Origin of the sequence: Spirosoma sp. SC4-14 (assembly GCF_037201965.1) — a bacterium.
Lineage (GTDB): Bacteria > Bacteroidota > Bacteroidia > Cytophagales > Spirosomataceae > Spirosoma.
Map to the genome: position 1 here is coordinate 5,897,461 of NZ_CP147518.1, position 19,143 is coordinate 5,916,603.

15 protein-coding genes are annotated in these 19,143 nt (G+C 51.3%); 8 read left to right on the plus strand and 7 right to left on the minus strand.

Annotated features, from left to right (window positions below; translation table 11 throughout):
- Nucleotides 1–126: 126 nt before the first annotated feature.
- From WBJ53_RS24210 to WBJ53_RS24230, 5 genes are all read left to right on the plus strand, one after another.
- Nucleotides 127–666, plus strand: a complete 540-nt coding sequence (locus tag WBJ53_RS24210; RefSeq protein ID WP_338870986.1) for a hypothetical protein — start codon at nucleotides 127–129, stop codon at nucleotides 664–666.
- Between the two features lie 383 nt (nucleotides 667–1,049).
- The gene (locus tag WBJ53_RS24215; protein ID WP_338870988.1) at nucleotides 1,050–2,171 is read left to right on the plus strand and encodes a hypothetical protein; all 1,122 of its coding nucleotides are present in this window, start codon (nucleotides 1,050–1,052) and stop codon (nucleotides 2,169–2,171) included.
- A 192-nt stretch (nucleotides 2,172–2,363) separates the two neighbouring features.
- The gene (locus WBJ53_RS24220; RefSeq protein ID WP_338870990.1) at nucleotides 2,364–4,583 is read left to right on the plus strand and encodes a TonB-dependent receptor; all 2,220 of its coding nucleotides are present in this window, start codon (nucleotides 2,364–2,366) and stop codon (nucleotides 4,581–4,583) included.
- 91 nt (nucleotides 4,584–4,674) lie between these two features.
- A complete protein-coding gene (locus WBJ53_RS24225; protein ID WP_338870992.1) occupies nucleotides 4,675–5,571 on the plus strand; it encodes a hypothetical protein in 897 nt (298 codons plus the stop codon).
- Nucleotides 5,572–5,582: 11 nt separating this feature from the next.
- On the plus strand, nucleotides 5,583–7,130 hold the full coding sequence (locus tag WBJ53_RS24230; protein WP_338870994.1) for a phosphatase PAP2 family protein: 1,548 nt from the start codon (nucleotides 5,583–5,585) through the stop codon (nucleotides 7,128–7,130).
- An 87-nt stretch (nucleotides 7,131–7,217) separates the two neighbouring features.
- Here WBJ53_RS24230 and WBJ53_RS24235 read toward each other — a convergent pair whose 3' ends face one another.
- Entirely contained in the window at nucleotides 7,218–7,568 is a 351-nt protein-coding gene (locus tag WBJ53_RS24235; RefSeq protein WP_338870996.1) for a hypothetical protein, read from the minus strand.
- Nucleotides 7,569–7,895: 327 nt separating this feature from the next.
- On the opposite strand from WBJ53_RS24235, the gene WBJ53_RS24240 reads away from it, so the two are divergent.
- Nucleotides 7,896–8,807, plus strand: coding sequence for a hypothetical protein (locus WBJ53_RS24240; protein ID WP_338870998.1), 912 nt, complete (start codon nucleotides 7,896–7,898; stop codon nucleotides 8,805–8,807).
- Between the two features lie 76 nt (nucleotides 8,808–8,883).
- Nucleotides 8,884–10,356, plus strand: coding sequence for a PA-phosphatase (locus WBJ53_RS24245; RefSeq protein WP_338871000.1), 1,473 nt, complete (start codon nucleotides 8,884–8,886; stop codon nucleotides 10,354–10,356).
- A 75-nt stretch (nucleotides 10,357–10,431) separates the two neighbouring features.
- Here the strand turns inward: WBJ53_RS24245 and WBJ53_RS24250 are convergent, their stop codons facing one another.
- The 6 genes from WBJ53_RS24250 to WBJ53_RS24275 all read right to left on the minus strand — a co-directional run bounded on the left by WBJ53_RS24250 (nucleotide 10,432) and on the right by WBJ53_RS24275 (nucleotide 16,749).
- Complete coding sequence (locus tag WBJ53_RS24250) at nucleotides 10,432–11,721, minus strand: lanthionine synthetase LanC family protein (RefSeq protein ID WP_338871002.1); 1,290 nt, start codon at nucleotides 11,719–11,721, stop codon at nucleotides 10,432–10,434.
- A 9-nt stretch (nucleotides 11,722–11,730) separates the two neighbouring features.
- Nucleotides 11,731–12,714 (minus strand): T3SS effector HopA1 family protein, encoded by a 984-nt coding sequence (locus WBJ53_RS24255; protein ID WP_338871004.1) that lies wholly within the window; start codon nucleotides 12,712–12,714, stop codon nucleotides 11,731–11,733.
- Nucleotides 12,711–13,832 (minus strand): phosphotransferase, encoded by a 1,122-nt coding sequence (locus tag WBJ53_RS24260; protein WP_338871006.1) that lies wholly within the window; start codon nucleotides 13,830–13,832, stop codon nucleotides 12,711–12,713. The genes WBJ53_RS24255 and WBJ53_RS24260 overlap by 4 nt, the downstream gene beginning before the upstream one ends.
- Before the next feature lie 63 nt (nucleotides 13,833–13,895).
- Entirely contained in the window at nucleotides 13,896–14,648 is a 753-nt protein-coding gene (locus WBJ53_RS24265; protein ID WP_338871008.1) for a hypothetical protein, read from the minus strand.
- Nucleotides 14,649–14,693: 45 nt separating this feature from the next.
- On the minus strand, nucleotides 14,694–16,298 hold the full coding sequence (locus WBJ53_RS24270) for a S8 family serine peptidase (protein WP_338871010.1): 1,605 nt from the start codon (nucleotides 16,296–16,298) through the stop codon (nucleotides 14,694–14,696).
- A 13-nt stretch (nucleotides 16,299–16,311) separates the two neighbouring features.
- On the minus strand, nucleotides 16,312–16,749 hold the full coding sequence (locus WBJ53_RS24275; RefSeq protein ID WP_338871012.1) for a protease pro-enzyme activation domain-containing protein: 438 nt from the start codon (nucleotides 16,747–16,749) through the stop codon (nucleotides 16,312–16,314).
- Between the two features lie 244 nt (nucleotides 16,750–16,993).
- On the opposite strand from WBJ53_RS24275, the gene WBJ53_RS24280 reads away from it, so the two are divergent.
- Nucleotides 16,994–19,105, plus strand: a complete 2,112-nt coding sequence (locus WBJ53_RS24280; protein WP_338871014.1) for an alpha-1,4-glucan--maltose-1-phosphate maltosyltransferase — start codon at nucleotides 16,994–16,996, stop codon at nucleotides 19,103–19,105.
- Nucleotides 19,106–19,143 lie beyond the last annotated feature (38 nt).

The following is a 19,143-nucleotide window of genomic DNA, read 5'->3' on the forward strand; positions in this document are numbered from 1 at the left end:
CGGCCAGAAAGCTGCCCCTATCCACTTCTTTACATTAAAATATAAGTATAAATACGTTATTCTGGCGTTAGGCTATTCCACTTTTGGTTTTTAGTATTATTTTTGGGATAAATTTACCTGATCTGCTTGAAGAAATTTGTCTCCATCGGTCTCTTTGTATTGCTCGTGTATCACACACTAGCCTATGTGCTGGTGTTTGTTGGTGCCTGGTGGCAGGCCGAGCATGACCTCTCGGAGCGGCTTCAGGTTTTTCGATCGGTAGATAGCATCGTAGAGTTTCAGATTCCGCTGAAAGATAAGCCCGATGTAAGTTCGCTGACTAAAACCACTAGTGATGGCTTTACCTACCGCGGCCATTATTACGATGTGGTCAGTCTGGAAATCAGTGGCGACACGCTTCACATAGCTGGTCTTGAATCAGAAAAGCGTTCGTTCTGGCAAGGCGATCTGCTGTCGTTCCTGAACAAGCACATTACGGGCGATACGGGTGCCAGTCAGAAAGCGAATCAGTTTCTTAAATTTCTGCTGAAAGAGTACTCCATCAATCCGCGAGTTGCTTTTCAGTTTTTATCTCCTCACCGGCGCGAATCGATCCGTATTCCGGATGCAACCTTCGTTATTGCTGCTCGTGCCCTTCCTGTGCATTCGCCCCCGCCAGAAGTCTGAGATTATCTTCCTGCGCTGTACATGCTCTTTCTGGTAGCCTGTTGCCACCTGTTTTGCTATGCTTTCCTCCCGGAGTAAGGCTTTGATCTGCCTGTCCCACTAAGCATAGATACAGCACACAAGGCTAGCCATTGAAGCATTCTCTCCGGCGCTTTTGCTACCCAATTCATGAACCGAATCAAAGCGATCGATCCAAAACGTATGCTAGCATAGGTTCTGGACACGGCTGTGCTATCGGCGTATTGGGTATGTGATTTACTTATCTCAACTCAGACAAAATTTCATTGATGAACCATTCGTGCCTTCCCCATGGCATGAATACCCGGTTCCTAAACACCCCCTTTGGGACGGTCGGCCGCTGCCGATCGGGGGCTTTTATGCACATGAAAACGATTTATACTATCATTCTGGCAATAGCCTATACCTTATTTTCAATCAGACCGGCCCAGTCGCAGGGCTGTGTAGCGGTGCGGCACATGAGCTGCGCAGCCCCAGTAGGAACCAATTCCGCCGATTTTTTCAAGCAGCGGAGTGGTCACTGGCAAGTGTCGGCTGGCTATCGTTTTTTTCGTTCCTACAAACACTTTGTGGGCGATCAAGAACAGAAACAGCGCGTTGAGCAGGGCACTCAGGTAATCAATATATCACATGCTCTCGATTTGGGTCTGACCTACATGGTCAATCCCCGGCTTTCGTTCTCGGTCAATCTACCCATCCAGTATTACGACCGTTCGTCGCTCTACGAACATTATGGTAACTCGGCAACGCAAAACCCCGATCACAAGCGGTTTCACACAGGCTCTCAGGGCATCGGCGATTTGCGTATTTCGGGTAGTTATTGGGTGGTTAATCCTGCCAAACTCCCTAAAGCCAATCTGGCCGTTGGGTTGGGCGTAAAACTGCCAACCGGCAATTATCGGGCTACCGACCAGTTTCATAAGCTGGACAAAGAAGGCAACGATTACACTGTCACACTCCCGGTCGATCAGTCGATTCAGCTTGGCGATGGTGGTGTAGGGATCAATGTTGAACTCCAGGGATATGCCCAACTAGCCACAGGGCTTGCCTTATATGCCAATGGTTTCTATCTGTTCAATCCTCGCGAAACCAATGGTGTCGTTCGCAACCCACTGGCTACGTCGATTGATCTGGTAACAGGCACGTTCTCGGTGGCCGATCAGTTTGCGGCCCGTATTGGCCTGAGTCAATCGCTGGGGTTTATGCCGGGTTTATCAGTTATGCTGGGTGGCCGGGTTGAGGGAGTCCCAGCCATCGATGCCTTTGGTGGCAGTTCGGGCTTCCGTCGGCCTGGCTACATTGTATCGGTTGAACCAGGGCTGGCTTACATGCGTCATAAGACATCCGTAGCAGCTACGGTGCCAGTGGCCCTGTATCGCAACCGGATCAAGAGCTATTCTGACCGGCTTGATCCACTCGGACAGAAGCACGGCGATGCGGCTTTTGCCGATTATCTGGTGTCGATCAATGTATCGCGCTGGTTTTAAGCTATCTCCAGTCACAATCCTGAAAGCCTCAAAAGAGGGGGTTTCTATTAGCAGTTGAGTATAGTCTCAGACCATACTCAACTGTTGGATCTGTCGTACTCAAATTGCCGCTCCAACACGCTCTTTTGGCTTGCAGGGTCTTAGGCTTATCTATGCCCATTGGAGCCTAATTGTCAACGTTAAAAGCTGATCATGAAGAAAAATCGTCTAATTAAACCGTTATATATCTTCTCAATTGCTATCTCGTTTAGTGCATCAGCCCAATCGACCAGCGATCCGGCCTCCCGGCATACGCAACATCCCGATTCCCTGCCAACGCACACGCTGAAACAGGTGAATGTGAAGGGAATTAAAGCCACCGTTGTGGAAGCCTTACCCGAAGTCAATGGAACGTATCTGATGGGCGGAAAACGCAGCGAAGTAATCAAGCTGTCGTCTATCGACATCAACGTAGCCGAAAAAACACCCCGACAATTGTTTGCCCGCATACCGGGGGTATTTGTCTACGATATGGATGGCACCGGCAATCAGATCAATATTTCGACTCGTGGCCTCGACCCGCATCGTTCGTGGGAAAATAACCTGCGGCAGAATGGGGTGCTGACCAATTCGGATATGTATGGCTACCCAGCCAGCCACTATTCGCCACCGATGGAAAGCATCGAGCGGATTGAGTTTGTGCGGGGCATGGGATCATTACAATACGGTGCGCAATTTGGCGGAATGCTCAACTACGTAACCAAACAAGCCGACACAACCCGCCAGTTTGGCTTCGAATCGATCAATTCGGTGGGGTCGTATGGCCTGTTGAGCACCTACAATGCCATTGGCGGGCGAGTGGGTAAATGGACCTACTACGGGTATTATTATCGACGGCATTCGGATGGTTACCGAGATAATAGCCGTTCTGATGCGCGGGCGCAGCTCGGACGAATTCAATATCAGGCTAACCAACGGCTCGGCTTTACGGCCGAACTCGGCCGGTCGACATACACGTATCAGATTCCCGGCCCACTAACCGATTCGATGTTTGCCCAAAATCCGCGCCAGTCTACCCGCAGCCGTAACTATTTCAACCCCGACATTTATATTCCGTCGTTGAAAATAGACTGGCAGCTATCGGACCGAACACGGTTATTGTGGACAAACTCCGCCGTGCTGGGACCTCGTAACAGCGTTCAGTTCGATGCGTTTGCCACCGTGCCAGATACCATCAGCCATTTGACGGCGCAATACAAAGCCCGTCAGGTCGATGTCGATCATTTTCACAGCTACACCACCGAAATCCGGCTCCTGCATCAGTACAAACTTGGCGGAATTGGCGGTGCGTTTGTGGCCGGTGTGCAGTTGATGAGTACCGATCTGCATCGTCAGCAACAAGGCACAGGCACCACTGGCACCGATTTCAACCTGACACTGACGGCTCCCTTTAAACGCGATTTGCATTACCGGACAAAAAACTTCGCCGGGTTTATCGAGAACCACTTTTACCTAACCAATCGCCTGACGGTTTCGCCGGGTATTCGGGTCGAAAGTGGAAAAACCGAAATGCGGGGAACAATTTCGTACTACGATCAGGGAAATCTACCTACCGATATTAGCCACCACTTCGCGCTGCTGGGCATCAATGCCGAGTATAAAATAAACGATGCGGTTAAGCTCTATGGTGGATGGGCACAAGCCTACCGGCCGGTGGTGTTCAAAGACATCATTCCGTCGTCGGTGTATGAACAAATCGACAAGAACCTGAAAGATGCCCATGGGTATAATGCCGAAATGGGTATAGAAGGCCGCTGGCAGAATGTGCACGTGAACATTACGGTGTTCGATTTGCTTTACCGAAATCGACTCGGTACACTTTTACAAACGAACACCGATGGCGCCAACTACATCTTCCGGACCAACATCGGCGACAGCCGGAGTACGGGCGTCGAAGCCTTGATTGAAACCCAACTGCTTCGTACCGAAAAGGTGCTGATTAGCGGTTTTACATCAACCGCCTACAACAATGCCCGCTATCTGAACGGGCAGGTATCCGCTGGTGCAGAGAACCGGTCAGTGAAGGGCAATCAGGTAGAATCGGCTCCGCGCTGGACAACCCGCAATGGGCTAACCGCCCGCTACGGATTAGCCAGCCTAACGCTGCAGTACAGCTATGTGAGCCAGACATTTTCCGATGCCATCAATACCATTAAGCCATCGGCCAACGGGGCTGTAGGTCCCGTACCTGCCTACAGCCTGCTCGATCTGAACGGGACCTGGCACATAAATCGCCAGTTTACCCTGCGTGGCAGTATCAACAATGTACTGAACAAACACTATTTCACAAAGCGCCCAACATTCTATCCGGGGCCGGGTGTCTGGCCATCCGACGGACGTAGCGCCGTACTGACGGTTGGAATTCGATTGTAATTCGTTGGGCTTGCTGCCTTCCAAGGCAGCAAGCTGACCTAATGGGTCATTGGCTAGTCGACAACCATTTTACTTATTTATTTTATTTTTCATGAAAACAACTCTAAAGTATTTGGCCACTCTCTTGATGCTGGTGCCCTTTATGGCCAAAGCACAAATGCCGCAGGATGCCATTTATATGCCTAAAGGTTCAGTATGTATTGCCGGAATTTACGGTCATACGAGCTGGGATCACTATTGGGAAGGTACACTAAAACGCGAAAACCTGAATATTGGCACTTATACCATGCAGAGTGCCATGATCATGCCCGCTATTGGCATCAGCAACCGGGTTAATGTTATTCTGAGCTTACCGTATATCTGGACAAGCACCAATGCCGGAAATCTGCTTGGGCAGAGAGGTATTCAGGATCTTGCGGGATGGATAAAAGTAAAAGCGTTTGAACAGGGCGGTTTCTCCGTTCATACCATTATTGGCGGTTCGGTACCCATTGGCAATTATGTTCCCGATTTTCTGCCGATGTCTATTGGCCTACAGGCCCGCACCGTAACGGGTCGGCTTCTGGCAAGCTACAAGCATCCTAAAACGGGAATCTATCTGACGGCGCACGGTTCCTACAACTGGCGTAGCCAGATCAAAATTGACCGCGACGCCTACCAGGCCGACAATCGAATCTATAATACCAATCAGGTCAATGTTCCGAATACTTATGATGCCGGAGTACGACTGGGTATTTTACGTCGTAGCTGGCAAACCGAAGTATGGGCCGAACGCATGGCCGGACTCAGTGGCGACGACATTCGGCGGAACGATATGCCCTTTCCCAGCAACAATATGCAGGCGAGTTCGGTAGGCTGGTATGGCAAAGTGCAGCCCCGCAATATTGGTCTTAATGCCCGTATCGGCTATGTTGTCGATGGCCGAAATGTTGGCCAAAGCACCACATATATGCTTGGTTTATTGTATCAGATCGATTTTAAAAAATAACCTGTAACGTCATGAAAAAGTCTATTTATCTGCTGCTCATTTGCAGCCTATTGGCCGGTTTCTCAGTCGCTATTGTTTCCTGCGATAAAACTATTAGCGAACCATTGCGGGTAGGATACACACCTGCCAGTGTCGATGAAAAAGCGGGTACCTGGAAACCGTATGTACTGACCGCTCCTACCGATGTTACGGTAGCAACCCCCTCGCCGACCACGTCGACAGCATACCTGGCCGAACTGGCCGACCTCAAAACCAAATCGGCCAGCCTGACAACCGAACAACAGCAAGCCGTTGTTTACTGGGGAACCGGGGCCGTATATCGCTGGAACGAAATTGCCCGCGAAATGGCTGCTCGCTATAACCTGCCTCCCGCATCGACTGCCGATGGCAAATACCCAAGTCCCGACGCAGCCAACCCCCTGGCCGACCCCAAATTCCCGTTTGCGAATCCGCCCTATGCAGCCCGGGCGCTGGCCTACCTCAGCGTCGCTCAATATGATGCACTGGTGGCTACCTGGAACTACAAATACAAATTTAAACGCTCGGCTCCGGGCAAGGTAGATGCCAGTATTCGGGTGGCCCTTCCCAGTTCTTCGTTACCATCCTATCCTTCCGAAGACGCCGTTGTGGCAGCCGTATCCTACACGATTCTGAAAGCCATGTTTCCGGGTGAGGTTCCGTTGCTGGATGCCAAACTGGCCGAGCACCAGAATAGTCGGCTGTGGGCGGGCATGAACGTTGCGAGTGATCTGGCAGCCGGAATCGATCTGGGTAATCAGGTGGCAGCCAAAGTGATGGCGCTGGCTAAAACCGATGGCATGAGTGCCGCCAACAACCAGACCGTAACGGCCAGCTACATCCAGGAAGCAAAAGCACGGGGGCTGAGCAAAATCTGGGAAAGTCAGGAGTTCCCTGTACGGCCTGCTATGCTACCTAATTATGCGGCTGTTCGTACCTGGAATTTCGATAAGGGAACGATGGTTAAAATCCGTCCGGCAGCACCACCCGATCCGAACAGCGACGCGTTCAATACAGATATGGATGAACTGCAAACGATCAATTCGCAGCAAACCCGCGATCAGGCCCGCATCGCTAACTTCTGGAACGATGGTGTAGGTAGTTACACCCCACCTGGCCACTGGCACCGCATCGCTTCTAACGCAGCCTACGATGCTAAATACAGCGAAGTGCGGATGGCCCGTACGCTGGCGCTGGTCGGAACAGCTATTATGGATGCCGGAATCGCCTGCTGGGATGCTAAATACTACTACTACTACCCCCGGCCTCAGCAATATGGACTGAAAACATCGATTGGACTCCCAAACTTCCCTTCCTATCCATCGGGCCATGCCATGTTCTCGTCGGCGGGTGCTACAGTGCTGGGTTATATTTTCCCCGATAGAGCCGACGAATTCACAACGAAAGCGGTAGAAGCCTCCAACTCACGCATTTACGGATTAATTCACTTCCGGTTCGATGCCACAAATGGGCTTTCAGCGGGAGCTAAAGTAGCAAACTATGCGATAGAGCGCGGCAGAGCCGACGGCTCGGGCCTCTAACGTCATACAGATCTTTCTTAATCATAGGTTAATTATAGTCCCCGACCGCGCTGTGGCCGGGGACTATTGTTTTCAGCCAATTGGTGATTATTTCCTCGTATCCTGCCAGACTAGCTTTTCGTTTTTTCGTTCAGCAAAAAAGTCGGCACATTTTCCATCACCACCGCCATCAATGCCCCCATCGGGCGAACAAATGATGGTACAGTTTTCGTCCATGAGTATGCTCGGAATATCACAGCAGTGCTGGGGAATATAATAAACGGTTTTTCCCTGGTACGAATACCGATAAATACTGGCGGGCGGGCTCCAGACAGATTCGTTTTTGATTTGGGTAATCCAGTCTTTAATGCACTGTGGCGTTCCAGACAAAACCGGTTCTGTCTGGCATCCAACCAGCAGACTCATTCCCAGACTAATAAGGCAAATTGTCGCTTTCATAGGCTACGAACCTACTCAGAACATTCCCTCAGCAGGCTCCATTGCATAGATGATTCATCATCATCATAATGGGTTGTAAGAAAACAGGGCTTTACTGCTTATGAACCCGGAATTGCCACACTTGTTTGCCGGGCACACAGCTCAGCTCGTGAAAGGAGAATCTAATTTTAATGAACCGTTTGCTCTAAAAGTAGTCCAATATGCCTCCCTCTGAACAAGCAAGCCAGTTTTTGAACGTTATGACGAGGGAACCGGTCGTTCAGAATCCACTATTATTATGGAAACGGTCCGTCCGAAAGGCTACCTTTACCCGCCTAATGCCGTTTTATGCGACTTTTACCAAGCACACTCATTGCCATTTTTACCGTGGGGCTTATCTGCCAGACCCACGCTCAGGGTTTAATTGATGGTTTCATGCGTGGTGACCGAAAGGCAAACCTGAAACTATTGTATTCACAGGCTACCTACGATAGCTACTACATCAACAAAACCGAAACGCACGACCCAAATCTGGGAACCGTTACGACGCAGGCCCTTACGGTTTATGGTAGTTTCGGACTTGGCTACGATCTCGATCTGATCGTGTCGGCCCCATACATTCGCTCCGAAGCCAGCGCGGGCTACCGCCAGAAACAGGAAGGCTTTCAGGATATTTCGGCGGCTCTTCGCTGGGAGGCCTATGACTATAAGCTTGGCAAAGCGCGCCTTTCGTGGTTGTTTGCACTGGGTTATTCAATGCCGCTCCAGAATTATGTCAACGACGAGCTGATTGCGATTGGAAATGGCTCCCGAAACTGGGATGGTCGCACCATGCTACACTTCACATCGGGGCCTTTTTTCCTGACGGGTCAGTATGGCTACATCCGGCGTGGGCAGGTCACCCTCGATAGGGTTGTCAACTACTACGATCCGAGTCAGGCCAACCCCAATGGAGGCTCAAAAGTAAACGTCCCTGATGTTACAGAGTTAATTGTTCGGACCGGTTTTGCAACCCGACCTTTCTATGCCGACGTGTGGTATCAGCAACAGACGCCGTATACCAAAGGCACCGACATAGCACCGGGTATTCCGTTTCCGACCAACAATGTCGGTTTTTCGCGGGTTGGAGCAACCTTATACCTCAAACTTGTCGGCCAGCTCGGGCTAACAGCAGGTTATAGCGCCACAATCGACGGTCGGAATATTGGCAAATCGACCCAGCTAACCGGTGGATTAGTTGTTGGGCGAATTGCCAAATAATTGAATAAAAAACAAACGAAATTCTTCGCGCACATCGAGCCTTCTTTGTGCTCTTCGTGTCCAAAGCCTTTCAACAATGAACAAGCTCATTTCAATTCTTTTTTTAACTGTATCGCTCCTCTGGGTAACCGCCTGCAAAGAGCCGCTCATCGACGAAGGCGTACTTCCCTTCAGCGAACCGGCAACGGTGGATGCCAATGGAGGAAACTGGCGAACCATTGTGCTCCAATCGACGGCCGACATTAACGTTCCGGCCCCATCGGCCATCACTTCCGATGATTATAAGAGCGAGTTAGCGCAGGTAAAAAATGGCGTAGCCAGCCTGGAACCCGAAAAAATTACGGCCATTAACTACTGGGCCGTTGGTGCGGTGAAGCGCTGGAATCAGATTGCGCGCCAGCTGGTTGCAAAATACAATGTTGAGTCGGCTAATCCAGCCGATGCAACCAATTCGCTGGTCAGCGATCCCTTTGCGGCCCGCCTTTATGCCGCCATGAGCGTGGCTCAGTACGACGCTATGGTTGTGGCCTGGCATGCCAAATATCAGTATAACCGTCCGTCGCTGGTCGATCAGGGCATCATTACGCGCCTGCCCATTGCCAACGTTCCTTCCTATCCATCAGAAGATGCGGCTATTGCCGAAGTGTCGTGTCAGATGCTGGCGCATTTTTTTCCCAACGAAACAGCCTGGCTCAAAACTAAAGCAACGGAACATAAGCAAAGCCGAATCTGGAACGGGGCCAACGTACCCAGCGATATTGTTGCGGGCGAAAACCTGGGTGCAACCGTTACGGGCAAGGTGCTCAATTATCTGCAAAACGATGGTTTCAACAACGCCAGCGACCCTGGCAATACGTGGACGACGTTGCTGGCTCAGGCACCCTACGATGTTAAATGGACAAGTTTGGTCATTCCGGCCCGATCGCCGGTAAGCCCTCTGGCTGGTAATGTAAAAACCTGGTTCTCCTTAACCGCCAGTGCCCCCGCCCCGCCTGCTACCGCATCGGCCCAATTTCAGACCGATCTAAAAGAAGTAAGTACCATTGCCAATAGCCGCACCCGCGACCAGTCGCGCATTGCAGCCAAATGGGACGATGGTGTGGGAACCTACACAATTGCTGGCCACTGGAATCTGATTGCCGAAGACTTCGTTCAGCAATATCGGCAGAACGAACTGCGAGCCGCTCGTACCTATGCGCTCATGAACCGGGCGCTTCAGGATGCCGCTACGGTCTGTTGGGCTACTAAGTACACGTATTTTGTGCCGCGCCCCTCTCAGCTCGACCCGACCATCAAAACAGCAACGCCCATTCCGAACACGCCGGTCTATATTCCCGAACAGGCAACCCTGGCAGCCGCAGCTACATCGGTGCTGCTCTATCTATTCCCCGACGAAAATACCATTCTGAACCCACAACTTACCGAAGCCGTTCAGTCGGGGTTGTATGGTGGCACTTCGTTCCGATTTGCTAACGATGCAGGCTCAGCGGTGGGTACGGCCGTCGGACAGGCTGCGGTAGCGTCGGCAAAATCCGACGGTGCTCAGTAATTTTTTTGACAGGATTGACAGGATGTTTCTTTCAAAAATCAATCATGTTCATCCTGTCAAAAAAACATTGCCTGCTCATCGCAGCAACAACACCGAGCGATAGGTAGCGGGATCGCTCAACCGAAGGTAGAAATAGCCGATTCCTGATAGCCCAAGCATAAAATCAGGAATCTGGTATGTATTATACAAGCCATTGGTCCACAGACCGGTTTGCTGATAACGCTCCTGCCCCAGCCTACCCACGGCTTCGGCCTGTGTATGCCAGTCGGAAGCGTTCAGAATATCGGCAGCTTCGAGTAAAATTTCTGCGTTCCCGGCCAGACCATGACAGAGCGAAAAGTTCATCTGCTGTTCCCAGGTCAGTTGGGTTGCCGTTGTCCGAACGGCTGTTATCGCTTCATTCAGTAAGGCTGGATGTTGAGTGAGTTCGTAGCCACGTAAGCGCGAGAGGGCTATGCCAGGGGCACCATGACACCAGGCACAAGAGCAGCCAGGCGCTTTTTCTTCCTGACGAAGTGAATAAGTGACCTGCTGGCTTTTCATACGGAAGTCGGGCCAGTTTTGTTGCTCTTGATCGAAAAACGCATTTTCGTAACGCAACCCCTGAAAAGCCATATCGCGGTAACGAATATCCTTTGTTAACGTAAATGCTTCCAGCAACGCATTGACAATACCGGCTACGCCATGAGCAAACCCAGTAAGATTTGGATGATCGGCTCCTTCGACCGTCGGCCACGAGACACCTTCGGCAGACCATACGGCTTTGTCCAGTAATAAATCGGCCAGTTTTACAATCATAGCCCGCAAACCGGGCTGAGTGTGTTGCTGTTCAAGCCGGGCAAGTGCAGGAATGGCTCCGGCTGCCCCATCAATTACGTCGATTCCGGTTTGTTGTAAATCCGGCAACATAACTTTATCGAGCAAACCCTGTCCCTGCATCATAAGCTCCTCACTGTTGAGCCATTTGGCGGCCTGAAAGGTTGCATAGACAATGCCCGTCCACCCCGCAAAGAACCCCAGCGCCGACCGTTCGGGTATAAGCGTAGCTGTTGCTAAAGCCGTTTGCAGGGCACCGATAGCCGTTTTTTTTACCAACCGATTGCCGGTAGCCCGGTAGAGTGCGGACAGAAAAAAGGCAACTCCGGCCGTTCCTGAGTAAAAATCGGCTTCGAGCGATTTAAAGTACGGTTTAGGATATTCAAAAGCCGGATCGTTGGTCGATGACAGAAAATTACAGCGCGAACCCTGCCAGATGGCATCGCGGCACAACGTCCGGCCAATTTCGGCGGCTGTTTCAACAAAATTTGTTTCGGGCACTGACGCTGAAGCCATCCGCGAAATAGAGGAAGCAAGGAGTGTTTCCATAGTCGGGGTCTAGTTAACCGAATAAATGGGGAAAGCATACGAATAAGCCGAACACGGATTTCGATACGGCTCCTCAATCGACAAACCTATCTGCTCAAATACGGCCAGAACAGCCGCCCGATAACTCTCGGCAGGTTGCTGATTTTGAACGGCTCCGGCAATTCCCTGAGCAATTAACCCACAGCGGCTCGTACCGAAGCTTTCGCTGGCGTTCGGTGGACTTTCAGCAAAACCAATGCCTGCGGCAAGCTGTCGGGTAAACAGCGGAGTAGCGGGTTGCAGCCAGGTCGATAATTCCGAAAAAACATCAGCCAGAAGTTCCAGTACCAGATTGACGTGCGGTTTTTGAAGATACAAGACAGCCGAATCGCTCCGACCATAGAGGTCAGGATGATTGAGGCACTTGAACTGAAAAGGTATTTTATAGCTATTGAGCGTTTGGGTTAGCCAATCTACCAGCCAAAGGCTTCCTGCGGGGCTTGTATGAAAATAGAGCCGCGTCTGCAACGTGGTCGACTCATCGCCGGGTGTCTGGCTAAAAACATAATAAAAACCCGTCTGCGTGTCGCGGTGCTCCCGATGCATCAGCACCCGCACCGAATCGCCCGCCTGAACCGGTCCCCGCTTCGGCGAATCATAAACAAACTCTCCGGCATAGAGCATTCGGCGGTCGTTGCCTTTGGTGGCATACGGTATACCTGCCATATCGACGGTTTCGACCGACCAGGCGTTATCGAAGCGTTCGACACTATGATTCCGATGGCTAAGCTCATCTACGAACGATTGGTCTGTAGTGGTGTTCGAAAGAATCAGCTCCGAATGTCCGGCACAATAGAAGTATCGGTAAATCAACCCCGACAGTGTAGCCTGCAAGGTCTCGGGCGTATAACTCGTTTGCGACCGATCATGCTTCACCGTAATTAACCGCTGCTCCATATCGATCCACAATCCGTTCAGAATCGCGTCGAGCTGTTGTTCATAATAGGTGTTCATAGTCGTACCGTTGTTGAGATGCCCAATACCGACCCAATGGCTTCGTCGGGAGAGCGTAACATATTTAGGCTGAGTTGCAGGAGTCGGGCGCTATGGGGCGGCATGGCGGGTGCCTGCTGAATGGTTTCGTAGCAGGTATGAATGAGTTTTAGGGCGCAATAGCCAATAATTTTCTGGAGATTCGTCTGTGCCTCTTCGGCGCTCCAGTCCATCTGCCGCACATAGGTTTGCCAGAACAATTGCATGGATGGCTGCATGGTTTCGAGCGAAAAACCGTAGCTGGCATACGGATTCTGATCCGTATTTCCCGGGAGTGGTTCGTGATAAATCCAGTAGTACAGATAACTCTGAAAAATAGCGGCTACATCCCAGCACGGATCACCAATGTCGGCGGTTTCCCAATCGATGAGCCGGAGCGAATAGTGGCCGGTCGTCAGCGCATCCTGATTAATCAGAAAGTTAGCCGGTTTTATATCGCCATGTGTCAGGCTGGTAGCCTGCCATTGCTCCCGAACCGCTGCCAGGCGTTTCATATAATCGTTGTTCTGCGTAATGAGTTGAACCATCTGCCGCTCGGCCTGACTTTGCTGCCCCGAATAGGCCGGAAACCCCGAAGCACTCCACATAAACACAACCGGCTGCTGTTTTTTGAATAACCGGAAGCCAGGAGTATCCTGAATCGACTGCGCGATATTTTTATGAAACGATCCAAGCAGCTCGGCCTGTCGGATAGCCAGTTGACGCGGAAATTGCCGTTGCTGCAAATAAAAATCATTAAGGCTGATGGCTCCCGATATAGCCTCCGTAATGAGAATATGGTTCTGCACATCGAAAGCGATGTAATTTGGCAAAAACTCACGAAGCTGTTCATACCCCAACTCGTTGTTAGCCAGCCAGTAGCAGGTTGCTTCGGTGCGCAGGGTCTGAATTTTCTCCTGATCCCATGCCTGCACCTGCTTCACAAACAGCGCGCCTTTGCCCGCATCCCGATTGATTATGTAGTTGGTATTTCGGCTGGACGCCAGATGCGCCGTAAACATTCCGTCGAGTATGGCGTCGGGCGATAAATAGCCTTTATCCAGCAAATAATGAGCGATAGTAAAACCGGTGAGCAGCATGGGTTGAGTGGGAAAAGTTTTTGGCAAACAGGAGCAGTCTGGCAACTGCTCCTGTTTGCAACATCAATACATATACGGATTAAACGTACCATAATAGCCGCCCATCTGGGTGGTATCGGGTTGACCGCCCATGAAATTGGCTCCGGGCTGAAGAACCTGCTGCGGAGTTGTTGGCGTAATAGTAAATTGATTGGTTGGAATACCACAGGCTGTTATAAAGCAGGATTTGTAACAAAGTGTATTCCGACAGGTAGCAATGCCACAAATCGTTCGGAAACAGGTAGCAATCTGGCAAACAGACCGCAGACAGGTTACGCGCACCGTTGTTGGGCAAATGATACACACCGAAGGCCGATTGGCCAGCGTAATTGGTCCACACAAGATTGTTGGCACCGGCGCAAGCTGACCTGTTGTATCGGGTTGCCCGGCCATATAACCCGACATCTGGGTTGTGTCGGGCTGCCCGCCAAACGCTCCATATTGCTGCATAATGTCGCCTTCGAGGAATGTGCTCTTCGGGCGGTTGGCCGACTTAGGATCGCCATACGTTACGACCACATCCGACCGAACCCAGACTCGACTACCTCCCAGCGACGACTCCTCTGCGCTTAACTTCTGCGCATACACGATTGCCTCTTCGGGCACTTCCACGAAACCGTTCAGCGATTCGTCGGAATAGACCCGAACATGCCCCGTTTCCGACGATTTTCCGATAAACCCCTGCAAAAGGGTCAGTTGCTCGGTCGAGCGCGGATCGGGGCGCACCACTCCTACCCAGTCGTCATATTCGAACCGGGCCTGTTCTTGTTTAGCCATGTTAATTAGGGTTTAGAAATAATCAGTACTACTATCAGAAAGACCTTAGTAGCCCATATGGCTCCCGATCATTAGCTCTTCAATAGCTTCCAGATCGTTGTGCGCAACAGAGCCGTTACCAAACAAAGCCTGCGGAAACTCATCGACAGGTGCCACGACGGCTGTCGGTGCCACAGGGGGTATGATGGGTACCGGCAACGGGAAACCACCACTCGTAATTATCGCCCGTAGCCGAGCCAGCATGGTAGCACGGTACGCATCGGCCAGTCCGTAACCTGTGGCCAGATCAGGGCCAACACCAGCAGCATTGCCCAATGCATTTACGCCCGTTGTTACATCAATGGCTGTTCGTTTCAGGAAATCGCGGGCTTCGGCAGGCGTCATACGCGGATAAGCCTGTTTCATTAGGGCACAAATACCCGCCAGCATAGGGGCAGCCGCCGACGTACCGCTAAAAGCAGCCCAGCCGTCGTTATTGGCCGTTTCGTCGGCCGCAGGATGCACACCACCGGCCAGCCCGGTATCAATTTCGTCGCCGGGTTCAATGGGTAGCATGATGTAAGCTGCTCGGGGCAGCATACCCACCAAGCCGCATACATCGGGCACACTACGACCAGGATAGATATTACTGGCAAAACCACTGGCATAGTTGCTGGCCTGCAACGATCCATCGGGCTGCATGAAGGCCCCACCCGCCGAAATCACGTCGGGGTGTTGGCCCGGAAAACCCCAATGGCCATTACCGGCCGAGAATACCACAATAATTCCCTGCCGGACGGCATTGGCAATAGCAGCCGCCAGTACATTATCGGCCGCCGAGAGTGGGCCAAACTGTTTGCTGCTGCCCCAACTGCACGAAATAATGGCCGGATTCAGCGCTACGGCGGCATTGAACCCACCCACCGAATCGACAAAATTCATTTTCACCAGGCCAAAATCCGTATCGGGTGCCACCGCCAGCAGATTTGCCGATTCGCCCGTGCCGTGGCCGCTTTCGTCATGGTCGGCGGCTGTCGCTCCCGGCCCCAGCACAACCGGTGCTACCCGGTAGCCTCGTGCCGTAAAATACGGATGCCGATACCAGCCCGAATCAACCATCAGAGCTTTTACGCCACGACCGGTGTAGTTGGCCCGATGCGCCCGATCGGCATTCATGCCCATCGACACATCGCCCGGAACGGTCAGGTGCCAATAGGCTTTTGCTGGCGCAAATTTGTTTGCCATGAAATAGACTGGCTCGTTGATGGCCACCCCTTCGAGCACATCGGCCATATTGCTCTTGCTGGTATCGATCAGGCCAGATATGGGCGTATCGGTTGTATCGAAAAATTCGGCCTCATCCTCCTGCGCAAACGCTTTAATCACCGGCCGATCTTCACTCACAATCTTCGTTTTGAAAACTTTCTCGTAGGTTTCGATAGGGGCCGCAATGGAAATGGTGGTGTCGCCAACCTGAAGTACGTCGAAGCCATTGGCTTTTAAACGATTAACGGCATCGTTCACAAGATTCGGATTGGCGAAGAATCCGTTTACGTTCGTACTTCTGATGGCTTCGGGCTGAACATCGAATAACGACGTACCGCCCAGCGAACGCACCGAAGCGTGTGCATACAATACTTTACTCTTGTCGACTTTGGTTTTGGCAGGCATGTTTGTAAAAGGTTTAGGGTGAGAAGAATTGACGTGGATCGTCCAGAACAACATCAACAATGATGTTGCGCATGGATTCAGGGACTACAATCGAACCCGATTTGCGATAATACCGCTTCCCGTCTTTTTCGTAGGCAATAAGCCTGATTCGAAAAAGCTGCTCTATTAGTCGTCGTTCGCCGGAAAACGATAACACCACTCCTTCAGGACCAGGCTGCAAGCCATTTTCTGTTAAAAAAATCCGTGCTTTCTGAATAGCCTGCGCGTCGGGCGTGAGTTCCTGTATAGGAATCTGCGAGGCTGCTGTATCCAGCACCGATTTGCCAGCAGGTGCCTTGAGCACCAGTGATGCATAAACCCGATCTGTTGCTTCCATAACCGACGACGAAGAATGATGAGTCGCACAACACCCACACAGATGCAGTACACTCATCAGAATGTAGAATCTCATAAATGGGGGAGCCAACCAACGGCAACCTGTTCTGAATAGCCAGCAGGAACCAACGTCGGCAGCAGTTACTTAGTCGGTTTTTTTCAGAAAGATGGAAACAGACCGTATTGCCAATGGTTATCAATAGACCATGTGCTTACTTAATTGCCTTCAGAAAAGGCCGACTGGCGCTTTTTTTGTAACATTGCCCGGTATTTAAACCCCGACCCGATCAGTAGCCGATCGACACGAACTTCGAACAAATATGACTTCTGATAAACCAAAGACATCCCCATCGCGGTCTCGTAGTAAAAGCCCAATAGTCTCAACCACCACTTCCATAACAGACTCACTATCAGCCCCTGTAAGTTCATCCAAATCGGGGCAGGCCCGCGTTGTTATTGAGCGCGTATCGCCCGAAATCGATGGAGGTCGTTTTCCGATTAAAGCTGTTCCGGGCGATGTGATTGCTGTTGAAGCCGACATTTTTGCCGATGGTCATGATTATCTATCGGCGGTGCTCTTGTATAAGCACAGCGACGATGCCGATTGGAGCGAAACGGCGATGGCGCTGCTGAACAACGACCGTTGGGGCGCGTCGTTTATTGCCGAGAAACAAGGCCGTTATCAATATACACTAGAAGGCTGGATCGATCATCCCGGCTCCTGGCAACACGAAATCCATCTGAAAGTAGCTGATGGGCAACGCATCACCAGCGAACTCCTGGCCGGTGCTCATTATCTGGACGGAATGCTGGTTCGGGCGGGCGGAGCGTTAGAAACAGAGGCAAAAAAACGGGGAGGCAAAAAAACAGCCGAGCCTGCCAACGAATCGGCCGATGTGAAAGCGTTGCGGGAGATGGCCGCTTTGTTCCGCAACGAAACCCGCTACGACGAAGCCGTATCGGTAGCCGAAAGCGACCAGTTTACGTTTTATGCCAATCGTTATCCCGAACGTCAGCATCCGGTTCGCTATACGCATGAGCTGGAAGTAGAAGTTGATCGGGCTCGGGCCGGTTTCAGCACCTGGTATTGTTTGTTTCCGCGATCGGCCTCGCAACACGAAGGTGTACACGGTACGTTCAAAGATGTTGAAGCGCTATTGCCCCGGATTTCGGGCATGGGGTTCGATGTGCTGTATCTACCCCCGATTCATCCGATTGGCAGTACGTTCCGCAAGGGGAAAAACAACTCGGTTGCCTGCGAACCCGGTGAACCGGGCGTTCCCTATGGCATTGGTTCGCCCGAGGGTGGCCATGACACCATTCATTCAGAACTGGGCACCGTCGATGACTTTAAACACCTGATTGCCATTGCGGCCAACTACGGTATGGAGGTTGCGATGGACCTGGCCATTCAATGCTCGCCCGATCACCCATGGGCGAAAGAACACCCCGAATGGTTTAAAAAACGACCAGATGGAACCATTCAGTATGCCGAAAATCCGCCCAAAAAGTACCAGGATATTTATCCCATCTATTTCGAAACCGAAGATTGGGAAAGCCTCTGGAACGAGTTAAAACGGGTTTTGCTCGTTTGGGCCTCATGGGGTGTTCGTATTATTCGGGTCGACAATCCGCACACGAAACCCTTTGGTTTTTGGGAATGGATTATAGCCGAAGTAAAACGCGAATATCCGGATATGCTGTTTCTGTCAGAAGCCTTTACCAAGCCTAAGGTGATGCAGGAACTGGCCAAGCGTGGTTTCGCCCAATCGTATACCTATTATACCTGGCGCAACACAAAAGCCGAATTGCAGGAATACCTCACCGAGCTAACGCAGAGCGATATGAAGTTTTTCTATCGCCCAAATTTCTGGCCTACTACCCACGACATTAATCCTTCTATTCTACAGCCGGGGCATGAGCCTCAATTCCTGATCCGCTATTTTCTGGCAGCAACGTTATCGAGCAATTACGGTATCTATGGCCCATCGTTTGAGTTGATGGAGCATGTTCCGTTCCCGAACAAGGAAGAATACCTAAACTCCGAGAAATACGAAATCCGGCACTGGGACTGGCACAAGACCAATAAACTTACCTATCTGATTACGCTTGTTAACCGCATCCGTCACGAAAACCCGGCCCTACAACATACCAACAACATCAGCTTCTGTACCGTCAGCGACGATGCCATCATGGCATATCTGAAAACAACGGGCAACAATCGCCTACTGATCGTCGTCAATACTGATGCTTACAACCGTCGGGCAGGCATGGTGCAGGTGCCTATCTGGCAATTGGGCATCGATCAGGAGCATCCCTATACTGTTCATGATTTATTAACCGAAGCTTATTATACCTGGCAGGGCGAATGGAACTACGTAGAGCTTGATCCTTATGTGCTCCCCATGCACCTGCTTCGGATTGAGGTGTAGTTTACGGTTTATGGTTGCTCCGCAGAAGGGATACTAAT

Coding starts and splice junctions, on each gene's coding strand:
- WBJ53_RS24215 (WP_338870988.1), top strand. CDS start 1,050: ATGAAAACGATTTATACTATCATTCTGGCAATAGCCTATACCTTATTT.
- WBJ53_RS24220 (WP_338870990.1), top strand. CDS start 2,364: ATGAAGAAAAATCGTCTAATTAAACCGTTATATATCTTCTCAATTGCT.
- WBJ53_RS24225 (WP_338870992.1), top strand. CDS start 4,675: ATGAAAACAACTCTAAAGTATTTGGCCACTCTCTTGATGCTGGTGCCC.
- WBJ53_RS24230 (WP_338870994.1), top strand. CDS start 5,583: ATGAAAAAGTCTATTTATCTGCTGCTCATTTGCAGCCTATTGGCCGGT.
- WBJ53_RS24235 (WP_338870996.1), bottom strand. CDS start 7,568: ATGAAAGCGACAATTTGCCTTATTAGTCTGGGAATGAGTCTGCTGGTT.
- WBJ53_RS24240 (WP_338870998.1), top strand. CDS start 7,896: ATGCGACTTTTACCAAGCACACTCATTGCCATTTTTACCGTGGGGCTT.
- WBJ53_RS24245 (WP_338871000.1), top strand. CDS start 8,884: ATGAACAAGCTCATTTCAATTCTTTTTTTAACTGTATCGCTCCTCTGG.
- WBJ53_RS24250 (WP_338871002.1), bottom strand. CDS start 11,721: ATGGAAACACTCCTTGCTTCCTCTATTTCGCGGATGGCTTCAGCGTCA.
- WBJ53_RS24255 (WP_338871004.1), bottom strand. CDS start 12,714: ATGAACACCTATTATGAACAACAGCTCGACGCGATTCTGAACGGATTG.
- WBJ53_RS24260 (WP_338871006.1), bottom strand. CDS start 13,832: ATGCTGCTCACCGGTTTTACTATCGCTCATTATTTGCTGGATAAAGGC.
- WBJ53_RS24265 (WP_338871008.1), bottom strand. CDS start 14,648: ATGGCTAAACAAGAACAGGCCCGGTTCGAATATGACGACTGGGTAGGA.
- WBJ53_RS24270 (WP_338871010.1), bottom strand. CDS start 16,298: ATGCCTGCCAAAACCAAAGTCGACAAGAGTAAAGTATTGTATGCACAC.
- WBJ53_RS24275 (WP_338871012.1), bottom strand. CDS start 16,749: ATGAGATTCTACATTCTGATGAGTGTACTGCATCTGTGTGGGTGTTGT.
- WBJ53_RS24280 (WP_338871014.1), top strand. CDS start 16,994: ATGACTTCTGATAAACCAAAGACATCCCCATCGCGGTCTCGTAGTAAA.